The organism is Micromonospora sp. H61 (assembly GCF_018070325.1).
Classification (GTDB): domain Bacteria; phylum Actinomycetota; class Actinomycetes; order Mycobacteriales; family Micromonosporaceae; genus Micromonospora; species Micromonospora salmantinae.
Map to the genome: position 1 here is coordinate 40,094 of NZ_JAGPXY010000026.1, position 20,606 is coordinate 60,699.

General features: G+C 71.1%; 16 protein-coding genes and 1 pseudogene. 4 read left to right on the top strand and 13 right to left on the bottom strand.

Annotation, left to right across the window (positions count from 1 at the left end):
* The first annotated feature begins 53 nt into the window (after positions 1-53).
* The 3 genes from KBX08_RS15665 (at position 54) to KBX08_RS15675 (ending at position 8,522) form a co-directional block, all read left to right on the top strand.
* On the top strand, positions 54-1,712 hold the full coding sequence (locus tag KBX08_RS15665; protein ID WP_210784175.1) for a glycoside hydrolase family 13 protein: 1,659 nt from the start codon (positions 54-56) through the stop codon (positions 1,710-1,712).
* 137 nt (positions 1,713-1,849) lie between these two features.
* Positions 1,850-4,735 (top strand): discoidin domain-containing protein, encoded by a 2,886-nt coding sequence (locus KBX08_RS15670; protein WP_210784176.1) that lies wholly within the window; start codon positions 1,850-1,852, stop codon positions 4,733-4,735.
* A 91-nt stretch (positions 4,736-4,826) separates the two neighbouring features.
* Positions 4,827-8,522: a discoidin domain-containing protein gene (locus KBX08_RS15675; protein ID WP_210784177.1), complete on the top strand. Its 3,696-nt coding sequence runs from the start codon at positions 4,827-4,829 to the stop codon at positions 8,520-8,522.
* A gap of 1 nt (position 8,523) precedes the next feature.
* Here KBX08_RS15675 and KBX08_RS15680 read toward each other — a convergent pair whose 3' ends face one another.
* Entirely contained in the window at positions 8,524-9,324 is an 801-nt protein-coding gene (locus tag KBX08_RS15680) for a crotonase/enoyl-CoA hydratase family protein (protein WP_210784178.1), read from the bottom strand.
* A 185-nt stretch (positions 9,325-9,509) separates the two neighbouring features.
* Between KBX08_RS15680 and KBX08_RS15685 the strand changes: the two genes are divergently transcribed.
* On the top strand, positions 9,510-10,364 hold the full coding sequence (locus KBX08_RS15685) for a DUF2231 domain-containing protein (protein ID WP_210784179.1): 855 nt from the start codon (positions 9,510-9,512) through the stop codon (positions 10,362-10,364).
* 822 nt (positions 10,365-11,186) lie between these two features.
* Here KBX08_RS15685 and KBX08_RS15690 read toward each other — a convergent pair.
* From KBX08_RS15690 to KBX08_RS15745, 12 genes and pseudogenes are all read right to left on the bottom strand, one after another.
* Positions 11,187-12,146: pseudogene (locus tag KBX08_RS15690) on the bottom strand (LysM peptidoglycan-binding domain-containing protein); the annotation flags it as partial.
* A 14-nt stretch (positions 12,147-12,160) separates the two neighbouring features.
* Positions 12,161-12,610, bottom strand: a complete 450-nt coding sequence (locus KBX08_RS15695; protein ID WP_210784180.1) for a pilus assembly protein TadG-related protein — start codon at positions 12,608-12,610, stop codon at positions 12,161-12,163.
* Positions 12,607-13,074 carry a TadE/TadG family type IV pilus assembly protein gene (locus tag KBX08_RS15700; RefSeq protein WP_210784181.1) on the bottom strand — a complete coding sequence of 156 codons (468 nt, stop codon included), beginning with the start codon at positions 13,072-13,074 and terminating at the stop codon, positions 12,607-12,609. Before KBX08_RS15700 ends, KBX08_RS15695 begins: the two co-directional genes overlap by 4 nt.
* Entirely contained in the window at positions 13,071-13,514 is a 444-nt protein-coding gene (locus KBX08_RS15705) for a TadE family protein (RefSeq protein ID WP_210784182.1), read from the bottom strand. The genes KBX08_RS15700 and KBX08_RS15705 overlap by 4 nt, the downstream gene beginning before the upstream one ends.
* Positions 13,515-13,519: 5 nt before the next feature.
* A complete protein-coding gene (locus KBX08_RS15710; RefSeq protein WP_210784183.1) occupies positions 13,520-13,723 on the bottom strand; it encodes a hypothetical protein in 204 nt (67 codons plus the stop codon).
* Between the two features lie 25 nt (positions 13,724-13,748).
* A complete protein-coding gene (locus tag KBX08_RS15715; protein WP_210784184.1) occupies positions 13,749-14,621 on the bottom strand; it encodes a type II secretion system F family protein in 873 nt (290 codons plus the stop codon).
* Between the two features lie 55 nt (positions 14,622-14,676).
* A complete protein-coding gene (locus KBX08_RS15720) occupies positions 14,677-15,579 on the bottom strand; it encodes a type II secretion system F family protein (RefSeq protein WP_210784185.1) in 903 nt (300 codons plus the stop codon).
* Between the two features lie 4 nt (positions 15,580-15,583).
* Positions 15,584-17,125, bottom strand: a complete 1,542-nt coding sequence (locus tag KBX08_RS15725) for a CpaF family protein (RefSeq protein ID WP_210784186.1) — start codon at positions 17,123-17,125, stop codon at positions 15,584-15,586.
* Complete coding sequence (locus KBX08_RS15730) at positions 17,115-17,915, bottom strand: ParA family protein (protein ID WP_210784187.1); 801 nt, start codon at positions 17,913-17,915, stop codon at positions 17,115-17,117. The genes KBX08_RS15725 and KBX08_RS15730 overlap by 11 nt, the downstream gene beginning before the upstream one ends.
* A gap of 2 nt (positions 17,916-17,917) precedes the next feature.
* Positions 17,918-18,577, bottom strand: a complete 660-nt coding sequence (locus KBX08_RS15735) for an SAF domain-containing protein (RefSeq protein ID WP_210784188.1) — start codon at positions 18,575-18,577, stop codon at positions 17,918-17,920.
* Positions 18,574-19,503 carry a hypothetical protein gene (locus KBX08_RS15740; protein ID WP_210784189.1) on the bottom strand — a complete coding sequence of 310 codons (930 nt, stop codon included), beginning with the start codon at positions 19,501-19,503 and terminating at the stop codon, positions 18,574-18,576. The genes KBX08_RS15735 and KBX08_RS15740 overlap by 4 nt, the downstream gene beginning before the upstream one ends.
* Entirely contained in the window at positions 19,497-20,006 is a 510-nt protein-coding gene (locus KBX08_RS15745; protein WP_247669477.1) for a hypothetical protein, read from the bottom strand. Before KBX08_RS15745 ends, KBX08_RS15740 begins: the two co-directional genes overlap by 7 nt.
* Positions 20,007-20,606 lie beyond the last annotated feature (600 nt).

Here is a 20,606-nt window from a genome sequence, read left to right on the forward strand (position 1 = left end):
CATAACCAGGTCCGGCGAACCCGCCGACGTACTGACGCAGAAAGCAGGTGCTCGTGTCCACAGCTGACAGAAGTCCGTGGTGGCGTGGAGCCGTGATCTACCAGGTGTATCCCCGGAGCTTCGCCGACGGTAACGGCGACGGCATCGGCGACATCGCCGGCATCCGGTCCCGGCTGAACCACCTGTCCGCGCTCGGCGTCGACGCGATCTGGTTCAGCCCCTGGTACCCGTCCCCGATGGCCGACGCCGGCTACGACGTCTCCGACTACCGCGACATCGACCCGGTCTTCGGCACCCTGGCCGAGGTCGAGGCGCTGATCGCGGAGGCGCACGCGCTGGGCATCCGGACCATCGTCGACGTGGTGCCCAACCACTGCTCCGACGCCCACCCCTGGTTCCAGGCCGCGCTCGCCGGGGGCCCCGGCGCGCCAGAACGGGACCTTTTCTGGTTCCGACCCGGCCGTGGTCCCAACGGCGACGAACGACCCACCGACTGGGTCGGCGAGTTCGGCGGCGAGACCTGGACCCGCACCACCAACCCGGACGGCACCCCCGGCGACTGGTACCTGCACCTGTTCGCCCCCCAGCAGCCGGACTTCAACTGGGACCACCCCCGGGTGCGGGAGGAGTTCGAGGACATCCTGCGGTTCTGGTTCGACAGGGGCGTGGACGGCATCCGGATCGACTCGGCCGGGCTCCTGGTCAAGGACGGGACGCTGCCCGAGGTCCGCGAGGACCAGCCGCACCCGTTCCACGACCTCGACGGGGTGCACGACATCTACCGGGGCTGGCGTCGGGTCGCCGACGAGTACGCCGACCGGGCGCTGATCGGTGAGGTGTGGCTGCCGGACCGGCAGCGGTTCGCCAACTACCTGCGCCCGGACGAGCTGCACGCCGCGTTCAACTTCGACTTCCTCGGCTGCGCCTGGGACGCCGCGGCGCTGCGGGAGAGCATCGACGGGACGCTGAGCGCGCACGCGCCGGTCAACGCGCCGGCCACCTGGGTGCTCTCGAACCACGACGTCACCCGGCACGTCACCCGCTACGGTCGCGCGGACACCCGGTTCAGCTTCGCCGCCAAACGCGAGGGCACCCCCACCGACCTGGAGCTGGGCACCCGCCGGGCCCGCGCCGCCGCGCTGCTCTCGTTGTCGCTGCCCGGTGCGGCCTACGTCTACCAGGGCGAGGAGCTGGGCCTCTACGAGGTCGAGGACATCCCGTACGCGATGCGGCAGGACCCCATGTGGGAGCGGTCCGGCCGGATCGACCCCGGTCGGGACGGCTGCCGCGTACCGCTGCCGTGGGCCGGGGACGAGCCGCCGTTCGAGTTCAGCCCCGAGGGTGCCGCGGCGCCCTGGCTGCCGCAGCCGGCCGACTGGAAGGACCGGACAGCCAGCGCGCAGACCGGCGACTCGGCCTCGATGCTGGAGCTGTACCGGGCGGCGATCCAGGCCCGAAAGGCCGACCCTTCGCTCGGTGACGGTGAGCTGACCTGGTTGCCCGCCCCGGACGGGGTGCTGGCGTTCAGCCGCGGCGGTGGCTTCACCTGCCTGGTCAACCTGTCCGCCGCGCCGGTGCCGATGCCAGCTCAGGGGGAGTTGCTGCTGGCCAGCGGGCCGCTCGACGACGGGTTGCTGCCGTCCGACATCGCGGTCTGGCTGCGTACCGCCGAATCCACCGACGGGCCGCTCGGGGCGGACGGCCCGGCCTGACCTGACTCCGCACGCCGTGGTGCCCGCGGGCCCGCCCCGCCCGCCACGCCACCCAAGAAGGGAGAACCGAGGGGACGCGCGACACCGCACCGACACGGGGGGATCTGGCCTGCCTGACGAAAGGGAGAGCGCAGCTCATGGCCAACCACACCACCGGCACCCCGCACCACCTTCGACACCCGGCCCGGGCACTGTCGGCCGCCATCGCCGCCACCCTGCTCGCCGCCACCTCGGTCACCGTCCTCGCGGTCACCGGCACCGCGACCCCGGCCTCGGCGGCGGGGTTGTCCCCCTTCGACATCCCCAACCGGGGCGCCACCGTTCCGTTCGTCGAGCAGGAGGCGGAGGAGACCGCCCACAACGGCACGAAGATCGGCCCGGACCGGCGCTACGGCACGCTGCCGTCCGAGGCGTCCGGCCGGGAGGCGGTCACCCTCGACGCCGTCGGCGAGTACGTCGAGTTCACCCTCACCGCCCCGGCCAACGCTGTCACCTTCCGCTACAGCCTGCCGGACAGCCCGGCCGGCACCGGCCGGGACGCCGCCATCGACCTGCGGGCCAACGGGGCGCTGCTGAGGTCGGTCCCGGTGACGTCGAGGTACGGCTGGTACTACGGCGGATACCCGTTCAACAACAACCCGGGCGACACCAACCCGCACCACTTCTACGACGAGACCCGGGCGCTGTTCGGCAGCACCCAGCCGGCCGGGACGAAAATCCGGTTCCAGGTCTCCTCGACCGCGCAGTCGCCCACGTTCACCATCGACCTGGCCGACTTCGAGCTGGTCGCCCCGGCGATCACGAAGCCCTCCGGTGTGCTCGACGTGGTCACCGACTTCGGTGCCGACCCGAGCGGCGCGACCGACTCGACGGCGAAGTTCCAGGCGGCGGTCGACGCCGGCAAGGCCCAGGGCCGGGCGGTCTGGATCCCGACCGGCACCTTCACCCTCTGGGATCACGTGGTGGTCGACGGGGTGACCCTGCGCGGCGCGGGGCCCTGGTATTCGGTGCTCGGCGGCCGGCACCCCACCGAGCGACACCGGTCCGTCGGCATCTACGGCAAGTACGTCCCCGGTGGCGGCTACACCGGCCCGGTCCGCGCCCACGAGGCGAACGGGCCCAGCCGCAACGTCACACTGCGGGACTTCGCCATCATCGGCGACATCCGCGAACGGGTCGACGACGACCAGGTCAACGCCCTGGGCGGGGCGATGACCGACTCGGTGGTGGACAACCTCTGGCTGGAGAACACCAAGGTCGGGGCGTGGATGGACGGCCCGATGGACAACTTCACCATCCGCAACAGCCGGATCCTGGACCAGACCGCGGACGGGGTGAACTTCCACACCGGCGTCACCAACTCGACGGTGACCAACACGTTCGTCCGCAACACCGGCGACGACGCGTTGGCGATGTGGGCGCAGAGCGTGCCGAACGTCAACAACTCCTTCACCCGCAACACCATCGGGGTGACCCTGCTGGCGAACCACCTGGTCAGCTACGGCGGTCGGGACATCAAGATCACCGACAACGTGACTGCCGACTCGCTGACCAACGGCGGCGGCATCCACGTCGCGAACCGCTATCCCGGCGTGCAGGGCGCCACCGGAGTCCAGGGCACCTGGACGATCGCCCGGAACACGTTGATCCGTAACGGCAACTCGGACTACAACTGGAACTTCGGTGTCGGGGCGATCTGGTTCTCCGCGCTCAACGAGGCGTTCCAGAACCCCACCATCAACATCACCGACACCGACATCCTGGACAGCTCGTACGCGGCGCTGCACTGGATCGAGGGCCAGACCAACGGGATCAACCTCAACAACGTACGGATCGACGGCGCCGGCACGTACGCGCTCCAGGTGCAGGCGAACAGCCAGGTGTCGTTCACCAACGTGCGGGCCACAAACATCGCGCAGAGCAACCCCATGCACAACTGCGTGGGCGCCGGCTTCCAGATCACCCAGGGCTCCGGCAACTCCGGCTGGTACACCCCGACCCCGTACTGCGGCCCGTGGCCGAACCCCCAGTGGGGCGGCGGACCCACCTCGCCGCCACCGACGACCCCACCGCCCACCACCCCGCCGCCCACCACCCCACCGCCCACCACCCCGCCCCCGACCAGCGGGAACCTGGCGCTGGGCCGGTCGACGACAGCGACCAGCACCAACCAGAGCTACACGGCCGCCAACGTGGTGGACGGCAACGCGTCGACGTACTGGGAGAGCGCCAACAACGCCTTCCCCCAGTCGGTCACCATCGACCTGGGCGCTTCCCGGTCGGTCGACCGGGTGGCGCTCAAGCTGCCCAGCGGTTGGGAGCAACGCACCCAGACCCTGTCGGTGCTCGGCTCCACCGACGGCTCGTCGTACACCACACTGGCGTCGTCCGCCGGTCGGGTCTTCGCCCCCGGTACGGGCAACACGGTGTTGATCGGGCTGCCCTCCGGTGACCGCCGCTACATCCGGGTCACAGTCACCGGCAACACCGGCTGGCCGGCCGCCCAACTCTCCGAGGTCGAGGTGTACGGCGGCACCCAGACCACCCCGCCGCCGACCACCCCGCCGCCGACCACCCCGCCGCCGACCACCCCGCCGCCGACCAGCGGCAACCTGGCGGCCGGACGGTCGATCACCGAGACCAGCCACTCCGACGTGTACGCCGCTCCCAACGCGGTGGACGGCAACGCGAACACCTACTGGGAGAGCGCCAACAACGCGTTCCCGCAGTCGTTGACAGTGGACCTGGGCGCCGACCGGTCGGTGTCCCGGGTCGTGCTGAAGCTCCCACCCTCGTCGGCCTGGCAGACGCGTACGCAGACGCTGGCGGTGCTCGGCTCCACGAACGGCTCGACGTTCAGCACGCTGAAGGCGTCCGCCGGCTACAGCTTCAACCCGGCCAGCGGCAACACGGTCACCGTGACCTTCACGGCGACCACCCAGCGGTACCTGCGGCTGACCGTCACCGGCAACAGCGGCTGGCCAGCCGGCCAGCTCAGCGAGTTCGAGATCTACTCCAGCTAGCCCCCAACTGTCGCGGAACGACGGGCGTACCCCTGCACCCGTCGCCGGGCAACGCACCCACACCCACCCCCGAAAGAGGTGTAGCGACCCCATGTCCAGGACCGGCACCAGACGAGGCACGCCGCCATCCGGCGCGCCCACCACCGTCCCCCGCACCGCCCGAACCGGCCGCCGTCGGATGCTCGCCGGCGCGCTCGCCGGGATGCTCCTCGCCACCGCCCCGGTCGTCACCCCGATGGCGAGCGCGGCACCGGCGGCCGACCCGTCAGCGGCCGCCGCCCGCGTGGCAATGCTCGCCGGGCTCTCCGCCACCATGACCGCCAGCAGCCACAACCAGAACTACGTGGCGGGCAACGCCAACGACGGCAACGCGTCGACCTACTGGGAGAGCGCCAACAACGCGTTCCCGCAGTGGATCCAGGCGGACCTGGGCGCCACCGTCAGCGTGGACCGGGTGGTGCTCAAGCTGCCACCCGCGTCGGACTGGCAGACCCGTACCCAGACGCTGTCGGTGTCGGGTTCGACAAACGGCTCGTCCTTCACCACCCTGAAGGCGTCCGCCGGCTACACCTTCAACCCGAGCAGCGGCAACACCGCGACCGTCAGCTTCACCGCCGCCAGCACCCGCTACGTACGCGTGCAGGTCACCGGCAACACCGGTTGGCCGGCCGCCCAACTGTCCGAGGTCGAGGTGTACGGCGCCACCGGCAGCACCGACACCCAGGCACCCAGCGTGCCGGGCAACCTGGCCTACACCCAGCCGGTCAGCGGGCAGATCCGGCTCGCCTGGTCGGCGTCGACCGACAACGTCGGGGTGACCGGCTACGACGTCTACGCCAACGGCGCGCTGCGTGGCAGCGTCAACGGTTCGACGCTCACGTACACCGACAGCCAGCCGACCACTGCCACGGTGTCGTACTACGTGCGGGCCAAGGACGCGGCCGGCAACCAGTCGGCCAACAGCAACACAGTGACCCGCACCGGCACCGGCAACCCGCCGACCGGTTCCAACCTGGCGATCGGCAAGCCGATCAGCGCCTCCGGGTTCGTGCACACGTTCGTGGCCACCAACGCCAACGACAACAACGTGGCCACCTACTGGGAGGGCAACGGCAACCCGAGCACGCTGACAGTGCAGCTCGGCGCGAACGCCAGCCTCAGCCAGGTCGTCGTGAAGCTCAACCCGGACTCGGCGTGGGGCGCGCGTACCCAGAACATCGCGGTGCTCGGCCGGGACCAGGGCTCGTCGAGCTTCACCACCCTGGTCGGCGCGGCGAACTACGCCTTCAACCCGGGCAGCGGCAACACGGTGACCATCCCGGTCTCCGGCGCGGCGGCCGACGTACGGCTCTCGATCGCCTCGAACACCGGCGCTCCGGCCGGTCAGGTGGCCGAGTTCCAGGTCTTCGGCACCCCGGCGCCGAACCCGGACCTGACCGTGACCGGCATGTCGTTCAGCCCGTCCGCACCGGTGGAGACGAGTACCATCACGCTCTCCGCGACGGTGCGTAACGCGGGCTCGGCGGCCTCCGGCGCGACCAACGTCAACTTCTACCTGGGCTCCACCCGGGTGGGCACGGCCTCGGTCGGCGGTCTCGCGGCCGGTGCCTCGACCACTGTCAGCGCCAGCATCGGCACCCGGGACTCGGGCAGCTACCCGCTCAGCGCCAAGGTCGACGAGTCGAACACCGTCGTCGAGCAGGACGACACCAACAACAGCTACACCAACCCCAGCCCGTTGGTCGTCGCCGCGGTCGCCAGCTCCGACCTGGTCGCCTCGGCGGTCGCCTGGTCGCCGGGCAACCCGTCAGCGGGCAACACGGTGACCTTCTCCGTTTCCATCCGCAACGCCGGCAACCAGGCTTCCGCCTCCGGTGCGCACGGCATCACCCTGACCGTGCTCAACGAGTCCGGCACCGTGGTCCGTACCCTGACCGGCTCGCACTCCGGCGTGATCAACGCCGGCGCCACTGTCGGCCCGATCAGCCTGGGCACCTGGACCGCCGCGAACGGCAAGTACACCGTCCGGGTGGTGCTCGCCGTGGACGGCAACGAGCTGCCGGTGAAGCAGGCCAACAACACCAGTGACCGGCCGCTCTTCGTCGGTCGCGGCGCCAACATGCCGTACGACATGTACGAGGCCGAGGACGGCGTGATCGGCGGCGGCGGCACAGTCGTCGGACCGAACCGGGAGATCGGCGACCTGGCCGGCGAGGCGTCCGGTCGGCGCGCGGTGACCCTGAACTCGACGGGCAGCTACGTCGAGTTCACCACCCGGGCCAGCACCAACACGCTGGTCACCCGCTTCTCCATCCCGGACGCACCGGGCGGCGGTGGGATCAACTCGACGCTGAACGTCTACGTCAACGGCACGTTCCACAAGGCCATCGACCTGACGTCCCGGTACGCCTGGCTCTACGGCAACGAGGCCAGCCCGGGCAACTCGCCGAGCGCGGGCGGACCGCGGCACATCTACGACGAAGCCAACGTCATGCTCAACTCCACGGTTCCGGCCGGCAGCAAGATCCGCCTCCAGAAGGACCCGGCCAACACCACCACGTACGCGATCGACTTCATCAACACCGAGCAGGTGGCGCCGATCGCCAACCCGGACCCGGCCCGCTACACCACGCCGACCGGCTTCACCCACCAGGACGTGCAGAACGCCCTGGACCGGGTGCGGATGGACACCACCGGCAACCTGGTCGGGGTGTACCTGCCGGCCGGTAACTACTCCACCTCGTCGAAGTTCCAGGTGTACGGCAAGGCGGTCCAGGTGACCGGCGCCGGCCCCTGGTACACCCGGTTCAACGCTCCGTCGGGCCAGGACAACACCGACATCGGCTTCCGGGCGGAGAACTCGGCGGCGAACTCTTCCTTCAAGAACTTCGCCTACTTCGGCAACTACACCTCGCGGATCGACGGTCCGGGCAAGGTGTTCGACTTCGCCAACGTGTCGAACATCGTGATCGACAACATCTGGAACGAGCACATGGTGTGCCTCTACTGGGGCGCGAACACCGACTACATGACGATCAAGAACTCCCGGATCCGGAACATGTTCGCCGACGGCATCAACATGACCAACGGCAGCACCAACAACCTGGTCAGCAACAACGACGCCCGGGCCACCGGCGACGACAGCTTCGCGCTGTTCTCGGCGATCGACGCGGGCGGCGCCGACATGAAGGACAACATCTACGAGAACCTGACCTCGACCCTGACCTGGCGGGCCGCGGGTGTCGCCGTGTACGGCGGCTACGGCAACACGTTCCGCAACATCTACATCGCGGACACCCTGGTCTACTCGGGCATCACCATCAGCTCGCTCGACTTCGGCTACCCGATGAACGGCTTCGGTGCCAACCCGCCGACCCGGTTCGAGAACATCTCGATCGTGCGGGCCGGTGGGCACTTCTGGGGTGGGCAGACCTTCCCGGCGATCTGGGTCTTCTCCGCCTCGAAGGTGTTCCAGGGCATCCGGGTCAGCGATGTCGACATCATCGATCCGACCTACAGCGGCATCATGTTCCAGACCAACTACGTCGGCGGGCAGCCGCAGAACCCGATCACCGACACGGTATTCACGAACGTCTCGATCAGCGGTGCCCGCAAGAGCGGGGACGCCTACGACGCGAAGTCCGGCTTCGCCATCTGGGCGAACCCGATGCCGGAAGCCGGGCAGGGGCCGGCCGTCGGGTCGGTCACCTTCAACAACCTCCGGTTGAGCAACAACGCGGTGGACATCCAGAACCCCACGACAACCTTCACCATCAACCGCAACTGAGCTAGCCGGTAGCCGACGCCGCCGGGGGGTGCACCCCTCCCGGCGGCGTCGCGCCGTGTCGGCCCTCGCCCGCGGCGAACCGGGCCGCGCCGGCCGCCGCGTCCGTGGCCAGTGAGTCCATCCCGTACGCCAACTCGGTCGCCAGCGCCTCCGGCTCTGGCCGCCCCGCGCCGGCCAGCAGCGCCGCCCGGTCGTTGCGCAGGCAGGTCTGCGGATGCCGGGCGATCGCCGCCGCCAACTCCTCGGCCGCGGCCCGCGCCTGGCCGGCTGGCACCAACCGATTGACCAACCCCATCGTGTACGCCTCGTCGGCCGGCACCGGGCGACCGGTGAGGATCAGGTCCATGGCCCGACTCTCGCCGATCAGCCGGGGCAGCCGGACGGTGCCACCGTCGATCAGCGGCACTCCCCAGCGGCGGCAGAACACCCCGAAGGTCGCGTCGGACTCGGCGACCCGCAGGTCACACCAGAGCGCCAGCTCAAGTCCGCCGGCCACCGCGTACCCGGAGATCGCCGCGATCACCGGTTTGCTGAGGGTCATCCGGGTCGGACCCATCGGGCCGTCCCCCTCCGGCTCGACCCGGTTGCCGCTCGGTGTGCCGATCGCCTTGAGGTCGGCGCCGGCGCAGAACGTCCCACCGGCGCCCCAGAGCACTGCCACCGCCGCGTCCGGATCAGCCTCGAAGGCCCGGAACGCGTCGGCCAGCGCCCGAGCGGTAGGACCGTCCACGGCGTTCCGAGCGTCCGCCCGATCCAGCACAACAGTGGTGACCGCCCCGACCCGCTCCACCCGCACACCCATCCCGCCAGCATGCCGGCCCGGCCCCACCCCCACAATCCCCGTCGATCTTGCACTTCCGGTTGCCGGTTCGCGGCTTGTGCCCCGGATCATTCCAGCAGAAACTGCAAGATCGACGGCGTGGGTGGCGCGGCAGGTTTGTCACCGCCGACCGGTTTGCGACGGCGATCGCCGGGAAGTCGGTACTCGTGCGAGCACTTTTGACGAAAGTTGAGCAGGACTCCCGGCTGGACCGCGCGGGTGACCGGTTGCAGAAGATCGTCCTGGGGGCGCTGCGTCCACGCCGGCTGCGCGACCTGCTGCACGGGGTGACCCTCGGGCATCCGCTGCACCCGGCGATGGTGCAGGTGCCGGTCGGCGCGTGGATCAGCGCCGCGGTGCTGGACCTCATGCCCGGGCAGCGTCGGCCCGCCACCGTGCTGGTCGGTCTGGGCACCGTCAGCGCGCTGCCAGCGGCGGTCGCAGGTCTGAACGACTGGGCGGCACTCGCCCGCGACCAGCGCCGGGTCGGCCTGGTGCACGCCGCCGCCAACACCGTCGGCCTGACGCTCTACGCCGGCTCGTTGGCCGCTCGGCTGTCCGGCCGCCACGGAATGGGCCGCGCCCTCGGCTTCCTCGGGCTCTCCACCGTGAGCCTCGGCGCGTACATCGGGGGTCACCTGGCGTACAAGCAGGGGGCGCAGGTCAACCAGAGCGTCTCCGAGCTGCACCGGATGACCGATGGCTGGCACTCGCTGGCCGACATGGCGACGCTACCGCAACGCACCCTGATCACCCGAGAGGTGGACGACGACATCTCGGTCATCCTCTACCGGCACGGTGACGAGGTGACCGTGATGTTGGAGCGCTGCCCGCACCAGAGCGGGCCGCTCGGCGAGGGTGAGGTGCAGGAGATCGACGGCCACGCCTGCGTGGTCTGCCCGTGGCACGGCAGCGCCTTCCGGCTCAACGGCGGTGAGGTCGTGCAGGGGCCGTCCGGCAACGACCAGCAGGTCCTGCCCACCCGGATCCAGAACGGCGTACTCCAGACCCGCGTGCCCTGACCGCGTGCCCTGACCGCCTGCGCTGGGTGTGTCACCCCGCGCCGATGCTCCTCGCCGCGCGGCAGTAACGCCTTCGACGCATATGCCTGTGAGTCATCTTTATGACTCACAGGCATATCGCTCTCCGAGACATTACCCCGGCCACTCCCGCTAGGCGGCGTGCCTCGACCGTCGCCGGCCGCAGGACGGCGGAGACACCGGGTCGTGCGGGCCCGCTCAGGTGCGTCGGTGTCGGCCGACCGGCGGACCGTCGGGCACGGAGTCCAGGCCGTGCCCGCCGTCGAACAGCCCGCCCTCGCCACCAGCACCGGCCCAGCCCTCGTCACCACTCCAGCCCCCAGGGCCAGCGGCCGTCATTCCGCCGCCGTGGGGCGCCGTGCCGCCGGAGAGAGCCATTCCGCTGCCCGGAAACGCCGTGCTGCCGGGGAAAGCCATTCCGCTTCCGGCGGGCGTGACTTCGCTACTGGTAGGTGCCACCCCACTGCCGGTAGGTGCCACCCTGCTGCCCGTCGGTGCCGCCCCGCTGCCGGTGGATGTCACTCCGCCGCCGCGAGGTGCGAAGCCGTTCCCGCTCGGTGCCACCCCGCCGTGCGGTGTCGCCGGTGCTTCGATGGCCGCAGCCGCCCGGCTCGCAGCCCAGGCGGCACCGCTGCCGGCCGCCCCACCACTGCCCCGCCGGCCCGCGCCGCTGCTGCTTCGGCCCGCGTCACCGCTTCGGCCCGCGTCACCGCTTCGGCCCGCGCCACCGTTTTGGCCCGCGCCTGCGCTGCTTCGGCCCGCGCCGCGCCGGGATGTGCGGGAGGACGCGGCCAGTCGGGGAGCCGCCCCGGCGGTGGCTGGACGGCGGCGCAGCCCCAGGACTGCGCCGATCTGGGCGCCGACGATGCTCGCCACGGCCAGCACTGCGGAGACCGCCAGTGGGCGGTTCACCCGATCGGCGGCACCAGCCCCGGCTGCACCGACCGTCACCGCTGGTGGTTGGCCCGCTGACTCCGTACCGCTGGGTGGTGCCGGGGCCACCCGCGGCGGTGCGGCCTGCTCGGGCGCCGGCCGGGGCGCGGGCGGCTTCGGTGCTGCGGGCCTGTCGACGAGTCGACCGGTGGCGTGCTGGCGGGCCCCCTGGTCCGCGGCCTCGGTGGGCAGTCGGAGCAGTTGGCCGGGGCGGATCCGGTCCGGGTCGTCGAGCTTGTTCAGCTTGGCGAGCTGTCGGTAGTCCCCGAACTCGTCCAGGTACCGCTCGGCCACCTCCCCGAGGTAGTCGCCCCGCGCCACCCGGTACACCGGCGCGGCCGTGTCCGGTGTCGTCGCGGCGCGGGTCGGCGCGGCCAGGGTGGTGACGGACGTTGCGCTCGGACTCGCGTACACCGGAGTTCCGTAGACCGCCGCGGCGCTGGCGGCGGCGGGGCTGGCGACCAGGATCAGCGCGACCGAGCCGACCAGCGCGGCGGCGGCCTTCTGCTGGCGGCCCATCCCGGGCAGCTTCGGCGCCGGCCGGTGCAGGGTCTGTGCGCCGAGCTCGACGAGGACGGAGAAGGCGAACGTGGCCCAGCCGAACCAACCGGCCATGGCCAACGCCCGCAGGAAGAGCTGACCGTCGTCCCGGCTGGTCAGCGCGGTGCCCACCTCGCTGATCGTGGGGAGGTGGTCAGGCAGCGGGTTACCGGCGAAGGCGAGCAGCGCGATCGGCGCGCCGACCAGCAGCACCAGTAGCACGGCCAGCGCGCCGATGCCGGTGAGGATCCGTCCGGTCCGCCGTACGACGGACCCACCCGATGCGGGCATGGCTGCCTTCCTTCCTACGGTGTTGCGGTGATGGCACGCGCGGTCGCCTCGCCGGTGACGGTGACCGTCTTCTCCTGGATGAACGGTCCGATCATCGAGCGGTGGTAGGTGATGGAGACGGTCACCCGGATCAGGGTTTCCCCGTCGACCTGGGGGAAGTCCACGGTGTGGCCGGCGGTGTCGACGACGGCCAGGTAGCTGGCGACCGCATCACGCGCCTCCGGCTCGTCGATCCGCTTCGGCCCGCCCTCGATGGCGGTGGCCCGGTCGATGGCCTGACCACCGGCCCGGGCCGCCTCGGCGGCCAGGTTCTGGGCGTGTTGCAGGGTGCGGAGCTGCCCGGCGCCGTCGAAGGAGAGGCCGATGATGGCCAGTACGCCGACCATCGTCACCGCGAGGAAGATGCTCACCCGGCCGTGCTCATCTCCCGGCGAGGGCAGGGCAGCCGACGTGGTGACCGTCATTGCCGACCCCGGTAACGGTCGAGTGGGGAGGTGAACTGCGCGGAGACCAGCCGTTCACTCTCCATCCCGGGCAGGATGTCGAGGGTGATGTCCTTGAAGGACACGCGGCAGCTGATCGTCACCGTCACCGTGGCGTTCGTACCGACTGCGCTGCTGAAGGCCTCGTCGAAGTTGGACCCGTTGCCGGGCGACCTGCCGGTGAATGTCGGCTTCAGGTCGTTGGCGCAGGCCAGGCCATGCCAGTCCAGCTGGGCCTGGGCAGCCTCCACCGCCTTCTGCCGGGCGGTGTCGGAGTCCCGGGAAATCGAGGCTGCTCGGGCGGCGTCGTGCGCGGCCGCCTGGAGCGCCTCCGCTGCCACGGCGCTGCGCCCGACCACGCCGGCCAGCACCATCAACGCGATGAACGCGGGCGCGAGGACCGCCACCTCGATGGAGACCGAGCCCCGCTCGGCGGTACGGCTCATGGCGGGGTCACCCTCTCCACCGTTCCGTGGGCAGTCTGCTGTATTGCGAAGTCCACGCCCGGCACCACGGACAGGGACCGGCCGCTCACCGTGCAGGTCACGTCGGTCGTGGTGGTCACGCAGGTCGGGCCGGCCTTGTCCCAGCCCACCAGCCAACCGCCGGCTGCCCTCAGGAAGCGGGAGGCGCTGTCCACCCCGGCGCCGTTGCGCGCCTCATACGTCCGTTGCGCGTTGACGCCACTCTGCGCGGCGTTCAACGCGGTCGAGCGGGCGAGGAAGACGGCCGCGACCTGGATCGAGGCGAAGAGCAGCACCAGGATCAGCGGCATCATCACGGCCAGTTCCACCGGGTTGGCGCCCCGCTCCCGGTCGCCGGCCGCGAGGCGGCGCCGGGTGGCGGTGACCGCCCGGCTCCACCTCGGGTACGCGGCTCGACGCATCCCGGCTACTTCGGGACCGTGTAGTCCGGGATGCCGTCCATCCAACCCTTGGCCTTGGTCAGGGCCAGTGCGGTGATGGCCATGGCGACGGCGACCAGGCCGGCGATGATCACCGCGGTGGGCACCGGGCTGTCGCCTCGTTCACCGTCCCGGCGCAGCTCGGCCAGGCGCGTCGTCACCACGACGTGCAGATAGCTGAGGATGGACATGGCGTTCTCCTTCGAGGGGGAGGGGTCAGACTCGGGCGATGAACGGATAGAGGACGAACCCGAGCAGCACGAAGACGAGCAGCGCGCCCGGGATGTCGAGCTTGCTGGTCACCCCTTCGGCGCGCGTCAGGTTGTCGGTGCGGATCTGGTCGCGCAGCGAGTCGGCCCGGCTGCGCAGCGTCTCGTGCACCTGCGCGCCCTCGCTGCCGGAGGAGCGCATGATGGCGCCGACGTCGCCCAGTTCCGGAATACCGATCTTGTCGGCCAGGTCGCGCAGCTCGTCCCAGGGCGCGTGCATCTGCATCTGGGCGATCCGCAGCGACTCCTGGAGCCGGTCGAACACCCAACCGTCGCAGACCGCCGCCGCCCGCTCCAGCGACTGCACCGGCCCGTGCGCCGCCGAGAGCTGCAACGCCACCAGGTCGAGGTAGGTGCAGACCGCCTGGCGGAATTCGTCGCGGGCGGCGTTGGCCTTGGTCAGCACGGCGCGGTGCGCCAGCAGGCCGGCCAGCAGCGCCAGACCGAGACTGCCCAGCACCGGCACGACCAGCGGGAACGGGATGCCAAGCACCCACAGCACCACCCCGAGCAGTGTTGGTGTGGCCAACCCGATCAGCGCGGAGAGCAGCACCGACAACGCGTACTGCTCGGAGGTCTGACCGATCAGGGCGAGCTGCATCTGCGGCGGCCGCAACCAGCGGGACATCCCGGTCAACCAGTCGAGCCGCCGGGACGCGGGCGTGGCCACCCGGCCGGTGCCCGGCGGCTGATGCAGTCGGCGCAGCGCGGGCCCGAGCGCCGGTGTCGCCGGCACCAGCTCCCGGACCACCAGGAACACGCCCAGACCGACCCCGGCGCCACCGCAGACCGCGAGGGCGAACTGCCAGTTCACGATCACGGGAGCCGCCTTTCGTTCGCGACTGCGGGGCTCCGCTGCGCTGCACTCCTCGCGCTCACGCGATCACCTCGGCCGGGTTGGGCGCCGGCAGGAACCGGGCCGGCCGCTGCGGCTGGCTCATCGACCGCACCCAGGCCAGCAGGCCGATGAAGGCGGCGCCGAGGGCGGCCATCACCAGCTGACCCACCGGTGTGCCGTACGGCCTGATGTACTCGGTGTTGATCAGCCCGTAAGCCAGGGTTGCCAGCGTCATCCCGGTGAGGAAGCGGACCGCGAACCGGGGCTGGGTGCGCTTGGCCTCGATCTCCCGACGGGTCGCCACCTCCGCGGACGCCGCGCCGGCGATCGAACCGAGCACGTCACCAAGCCGCTCACCCCGGTCCGACAGGTGCAGGATCAGCGCCGCGACCACCTGGTCGCAGACCGGGTCGGCGATCTCGTCGGCGAACGCCAGCAGCGCGGAGCGGGCCATCCAGCCGGCCTGGAGACGGGCGGCGAGCAGCCGTACCTCGTCCTCGACGCCGGGCGGCACGCTGCCGATCGTGCCGATGATCGACTGCTGGAGGCCCTGCCCGGTGCCGGAGACGTCCTTGAGTCGGCGGGTCCACTCGCCGACCGCCTCGATCCGGGCGATCGCCCGCTGCTCGGCCTTGCCCACTCCGAACAGCCACGGGGTGCCGGGCACCGCCACCGCCACCAGCAGGCCCACCACCGGCAACCCGGTCAGCAGGAACGCCAGCGCACCGCCGACCAGCGCGACGACCAGCAGGGCCTGGTAGCTCCGCTGCTCGGCCGGAGTACTGCCCGGCCCGCGCCACAGTCGGCTCAGCCCCGGCCCGCTGCCCGGCCGCGGCCCGGGGGGCCGACGGGTGCCGACCAGCGCGACCACGGCCAGCAGCAGCCCGGCCACACAGGCGGCGCCGGAGACCACGGCGATCAACTCCAGGCTGTCGAGCATCAGGTCACCGCCGGGCCAGTCGAGTCTGCCGAGGCCGCCGCCAGGCACCGGCACCGGCCTCGACCCACCGGGTCAGCAACCGTGCGTCGTAACCCACCCGCAGCAACTGGTCGCGGACCCGCTCCGGCAGGTGCCGGGGGACCGCACGACCGTCCGGGCCGGGCCCGAAGACAGTGGTGGTGGTGATCCGACCGGCTTCGCCGGCCCCGATCACCTCCTCCACCTGCGAGACGAACCGGTGCTTCCGCCCGCCGATCGCGGTCTCGTCCTCGATGGTGACGTAGACGATCAGGTCGAGCGCGTTGCCTGCCATCCGGCGGGCCTGGTCGACGGTCATCTCGCGGCCGTGCGCCAGGGCAAGCTCGACGATCCGTTCACCCACACCGGCGGCGGTACGGGCGTGGATGGTGCACATCGACCCGCGGCTGGTGGTCATCGCCTGGAGCATCGGCACGATCTCCCGGGACCGCACCTCGCCCACGATGATCCGCAGGACGCCCATCCGCAGCGACAGCGGGATAAGGTCGGCGATGGTCACCTCACCGGCTGGACGCCCGTCGAACCCGCGCTCGCCGTGGCCCTCCCGGGCCTCGAAGCTCATCACCGCCCGGTGCCGCTCCCGGCGGCGGGCCGGGAGCAGCTCCCGACTCTCCTCCAGCAGCACGTACGGCTCATCCTGCGGGATCTCGTTCATCAGTGCCCGGATGACAGTGGTCTTTCCAGCACCGGCCAACCCGGCGACCATGATGTTCAGACCGGCGCGCATCGCCGCGCGGAGGAAGTCGCGCAGCAGCGGGTCGATCATCTCGTCCAGGTCACCTCGGGCACCCGCGAGGTCGTCGAGGCTCACGTCCAGGGTGTTGTGCTTGCGGATCACCGCGTACGGGCGGTGGCTGACCAGGAACACAGCGGCCAGCCGGCTGCCGTCGGGCAGTTGCAGGTCGAGGGTGGGCTTCACTGTGGAGAGGGACCGCTCGGTCGCGCCCGCCCGGCGGGCCGCCGCCTGGAGGATCTCCACCAGCTCGGCGTCGCTGTCGGCGATCGGCTCGGCCCAGTCCACCCCACCGCCGTGCCGGGTGATGCGTACCTGGTCGCAGCCGAGGATGTGCACCTCCTCGATGGTGTCGTCGACCAGCAGCGTCTGTAGCCGGCCGAGCCCGACCAGCTCGGCGGTCACCTGGTCGAGCAGCAGGCGTTCATCGCCGGCGGCCATCGGCGTGCCGGCCCGGCGCACCGAGTCCGCGTACGCGGAGACCACAGTGACGGCGAGTCGGGCCCGCTCGGTGTCCTCCTCGTCGACTGTGAACTCCCGGCCGCGCTGCCAGAGGGTGAGTCGTTCGGTGAGTTCCCGGCGCAACTCCCGGACCACCTGGAAGTCCATCCGGGCCCGGGGCGGCGCCTCCGGTGGCGGGCTGGCCGCGGGCGTCGACTGCGGCTGCGGCCCGGACTGGTGGTGCCGACCGTTCGGCACGGCCAGGGGCGGCGCGGTGGAGGTCACGCCCGGTGGCTGCTGGCGCGGGTCGGTGGAGACCGGCTCAAACCGCATCCGGCACCCCCTGCTGCACGGGCCACGCCAACCGGGCCCGCCGCCGCTCCAGCAGCGCCCCGACCGGCACCTCCAGCGCGGCCGCCGCGCGCATCAGCGGCCGACCGGCCCGCACTGTCCCGCCCAGGGCAAGTACCCCGGCGGTACGCGGATCGTGCGGCAGCCGCGCGATGACCGGCAGTTTCAGGGCCCGGCTGATCTCGGACCGCCCGTGCCCGTCGCCGACCAGCAACAGCCGCAGGGTGCCCGGGGGCACCCGGTGCTCGGCGAAGTCCCGTTCGATCGTGGTGACCACCGCGCGGGTGCCGGAGAGGTCCGGCAGGTTCGCCCGGGTCACCAACAGCACCACCGAGGCGGCCCGCAGCACCGGCCACGGAGGCCCGGTCACGTGCAGCCGACCGCAGTCGACCAGGACGTCGTAGCCGGGGGTGCCGCGGTCGAGGGCGTCGAAGTAGTCGGCGAAGCGCTGCCAGAGCGGGGTGACGCTGCCGCTCTGGGCCGGGTCGACGAGGCCGGGCAGCAGCAGCCGTTCCCGGCGGGGTGCGTCCAGGTCGACCAACTGGGACCAGAACGCGGTCTCCAGGTTGCCGTCGCGCAACTCGCCGACGGCCAGCTCTCCGATGCCGCGCGGGCCGTCCAGTTGGCCGCCGAGGTATCCGGCGAGGATCGAGCCGCCGGCCGGGTCACATTCGGCGACCACCAGCCGCCGGTGCCAGGCAAGAGCGCAGGCCAGCGCCGAGGTGGTGACGCCGGGCGAACCCTTCGCGGAGACCAGCGCGATGATCGCCATGCTCAGGCCGCTTCGGTCAGCACGACGGCGAGCCGTTCCTGTGCGGCGAGCGCCACCACAGCGGGCACGTCACGGATGAGCAGCGCCAGGTACAGGACCTTGTCGTCGGTGGCCGGGCTGACCATGTCGATGACTGTGGCCGCGAACCGGGTGCCGGCGGCGGCCGTGTCTCCGTCGGCGTTGTTGTCCGGGGTGCTGACCAGCAGCACCTTGTCGCCCGGGTGCAGTTCGCGGGCCGGCACCTGGGCGGTCTTCAGACCGAGCGCGATCTGCTGCTGGCCGGGGCCGAGCAGCGGGTCGTCGGTGACCTGTCCCAGGGTGAGCAGCGTGCCCGGAAGCAGCGCGACCGCAGCCCGTTTGCCGACCACCTCGTCGAGCCGTGCGGCGGGCACCGGGCGCAACCCCTGGCCGCCGGCGACCTGCACGGTGACCAGGTCGGCTGCGCTGATCTCCCGGCCCACCTCCACCGGTCGTGCCACCGCCAGATAGCTGCCGGTGGCCCGTACCGAGGTGACAGCGAAGGCCGCGCCCAGCCCGCCCAGCGCGATCAGGAGGACGGCGAGACCGAGCAGCCCGGGACGGACCCGGCGCTGGCGGACCACCGTGGGCGGGTTGACGGGTGCGTCCACCGGTGGGGTCCCGTTGCGCGTCGCGAGGCTCATCTGGTGACCACCTGGAGTTCGTTGATCTGGATCGGAATGGTGCCGCTGTTACGGGTCACCAGGATTTCTCCGCTCTCGCCACCGCCGCGCCAGGTCACCGTCCAATGGGTGGTGGCGGTCACGTCGTAGGTGTCGGCCTCCGAGTAGCCCTCGTCGTAGCCGCAGTCGGGGGACGTGAGGCCGGCGCGACTGCCCTTCGGGTCGTACGGGGTGCCGGGACCGTCGCAGGTGACGTACTCGTCGTTGCCCATGTCCCAGACGATCCGGTCGACCTTCGCCTCGATGGAGACGGTCACGCCCCGGTCTGACGCGGACGCGGTCAGCGGGCCGAAGTAGCTGGGGGCCGGGGTCGCCCACATCCACACCGGCAGACCGACCAGGCCCGGACCGATGTCCTTGCGGGGGGCGACCTTCAGCCGCGCTGGCAGCAGACTGATCGATGCCAGGGCGCGGCGGGCCAACTCCTCCGGGTTGGGCGGCGCGCCGAAGCCGGCCGGCGGGTCGTCCAGCAGCACAACGGTCTGGTTGCCCACGTCGGCGCCACCGTTGCACGTCTTGACGTACCACTGCTGACCCTCGGGTGCCTCGCCCTGCGGCTCGGCCAACTTGTAGTAGCAGCCGTCGCTACTGCTGAACCAGCCCAACACCTCGTCGTAGCAGGGGACGGTTCGCCCGTTCCACCGACAGGTGCCGCTGCCACCCCCGCCGCCACCGTCGTCCCCGCCGTCGTCCCCGCCGCCGCCGGGATCGCCCGGGTTGCCGGGTTCGTCGTCCCAGACGCTGCAGTCGGGCTGGGCGGGCGGGCAGCCGGCTCCCGGGTCGGCCCGTCGAGCGGCGGCGGCCGGCAGGGTCGCGCCGACCACCAGCAGGAGCGTGAGGCCGATTCCGGCGATCGCCCGTCGGGTTGTCGCGGCCCGGGTCAGCACGGCTGGTCCCGGTGCGTCGTACCGGAGTTGATCAGCCAGCGGCCGTCGGGGTAGCGGGTCGCGGTGGCGGTGGAGAGGTGTCTGCCGCCGCCACTGCCCGGGACGGGGCGTTTGTTCTTGGCGTAGACCAGCCGGTAACCGGTCGTGTCCAGGCAGTCCTGGATCTCGACGGTGGCCGGCTTCGTGTCCAGGCTGACGGCGGTCACGGTCGGGTCGGACTTCAACGTCCCGGTACGCATGGCGCCGTGCTCCTTTGCGTCGCGAATGGACAATTGGACCCGAGTGAGAAGTGGGTCAGCGAGGAATCGGGACAGTTCCGGCGCGCGCGGATCGCTGCGCAGGCCCGCCGTACGTGAGGCCGCGAGATACCCGGAGTACGCGTCAAGTGCCGCCTTCTCGGCAGCGCGCCGTTCGACGTCGGGATCGATCCGGGGTCCGTCGTCGCGGGCTGCCGCCGGCCGTTCGACCGTTTCCCGTCCACTGGCGCAGGCGGTGACCGGCATTACCGCCACGACCGCCAGCAGGCAGATTGCCGCTCGTCTGAGCTGCCGTCCGCGCACCGTCGAGCCTCCTCGTGGTCGCCCGGGGCGGTGACGGTTCACCGCCGTCGGGCATGCGGAAGCGCGCCCGGATCAGCACATCCGGAGCCGTTCATTGCGCTTCCGCATTCACCGTTACGGATCTTTTACAATTCGGGGTCCTGTGTCGTCCGATGGTGAAGGTGAGGCTTGCGTCACACCCAAGGGGCGAGCATAGGCTGACGCTCGCCGATGCAACAGAGGCAATTCAAGCGAACACTCAGCGTGATGACAGGTGGTGGTGATGGGTGTCCGCACCGCATCCCGAGCAATGGTGGAGCGAAAGGTCGTTATTGATGGGGCGTCACCGGCTCGGATGGCCTCACCGAAGTCTCGTCACCGGTCGCGGGAGTGGGACATCGCGGCCTCATCCCGGCATTCGAACGCCGTTGTCGGCCGACCGGCGGCCTCCTCGTTCGACGGGGTGCCCGACTCGGAGGCGGCCAAAGGCATCCTCGCGGGCATGGGTCGGCAGGTCGCTTTCTGCGCCATCCGCTACACCAGAGCGAATGCTCAGTCACGATC

Bases quoted from the DNA above. Each gene is read 5' to 3' on its own strand.
- KBX08_RS15705 (WP_210784182.1), bottom strand. From the start codon at position 13,514: ATGCGTCGAGCCGCGTACCCGAGGTGGAGCCGGGCGGTCACCGCCACC.
- KBX08_RS15735 (WP_210784188.1), bottom strand. From the start codon at position 18,577: ATGAGCCTCGCGACGCGCAACGGGACCCCACCGGTGGACGCACCCGTC.
- KBX08_RS15680 (WP_210784178.1), bottom strand. From the start codon at position 9,324: ATGGGTGTGCGGGTGGAGCGGGTCGGGGCGGTCACCACTGTTGTGCTG.
- KBX08_RS15710 (WP_210784183.1), bottom strand. From the start codon at position 13,723: ATGTCCATCCTCAGCTATCTGCACGTCGTGGTGACGACGCGCCTGGCC.
- KBX08_RS15745 (WP_247669477.1), bottom strand. From the start codon at position 20,006: ATGCCGGTCACCGCCTGCGCCAGTGGACGGGAAACGGTCGAACGGCCG.
- KBX08_RS15675 (WP_210784177.1), top strand. From the start codon at position 4,827: ATGTCCAGGACCGGCACCAGACGAGGCACGCCGCCATCCGGCGCGCCC.
- KBX08_RS15720 (WP_210784185.1), bottom strand. From the start codon at position 15,579: ATGCTCGACAGCCTGGAGTTGATCGCCGTGGTCTCCGGCGCCGCCTGT.
- KBX08_RS15725 (WP_210784186.1), bottom strand. From the start codon at position 17,125: ATGCGGTTTGAGCCGGTCTCCACCGACCCGCGCCAGCAGCCACCGGGC.
- KBX08_RS15730 (WP_210784187.1), bottom strand. From the start codon at position 17,915: ATGGCGATCATCGCGCTGGTCTCCGCGAAGGGTTCGCCCGGCGTCACC.
- KBX08_RS15670 (WP_210784176.1), top strand. From the start codon at position 1,850: ATGGCCAACCACACCACCGGCACCCCGCACCACCTTCGACACCCGGCC.
- KBX08_RS15700 (WP_210784181.1), bottom strand. From the start codon at position 13,074: ATGAGCCGTACCGCCGAGCGGGGCTCGGTCTCCATCGAGGTGGCGGTC.
- KBX08_RS15695 (WP_210784180.1), bottom strand. From the start codon at position 12,610: ATGACGGTCACCACGTCGGCTGCCCTGCCCTCGCCGGGAGATGAGCAC.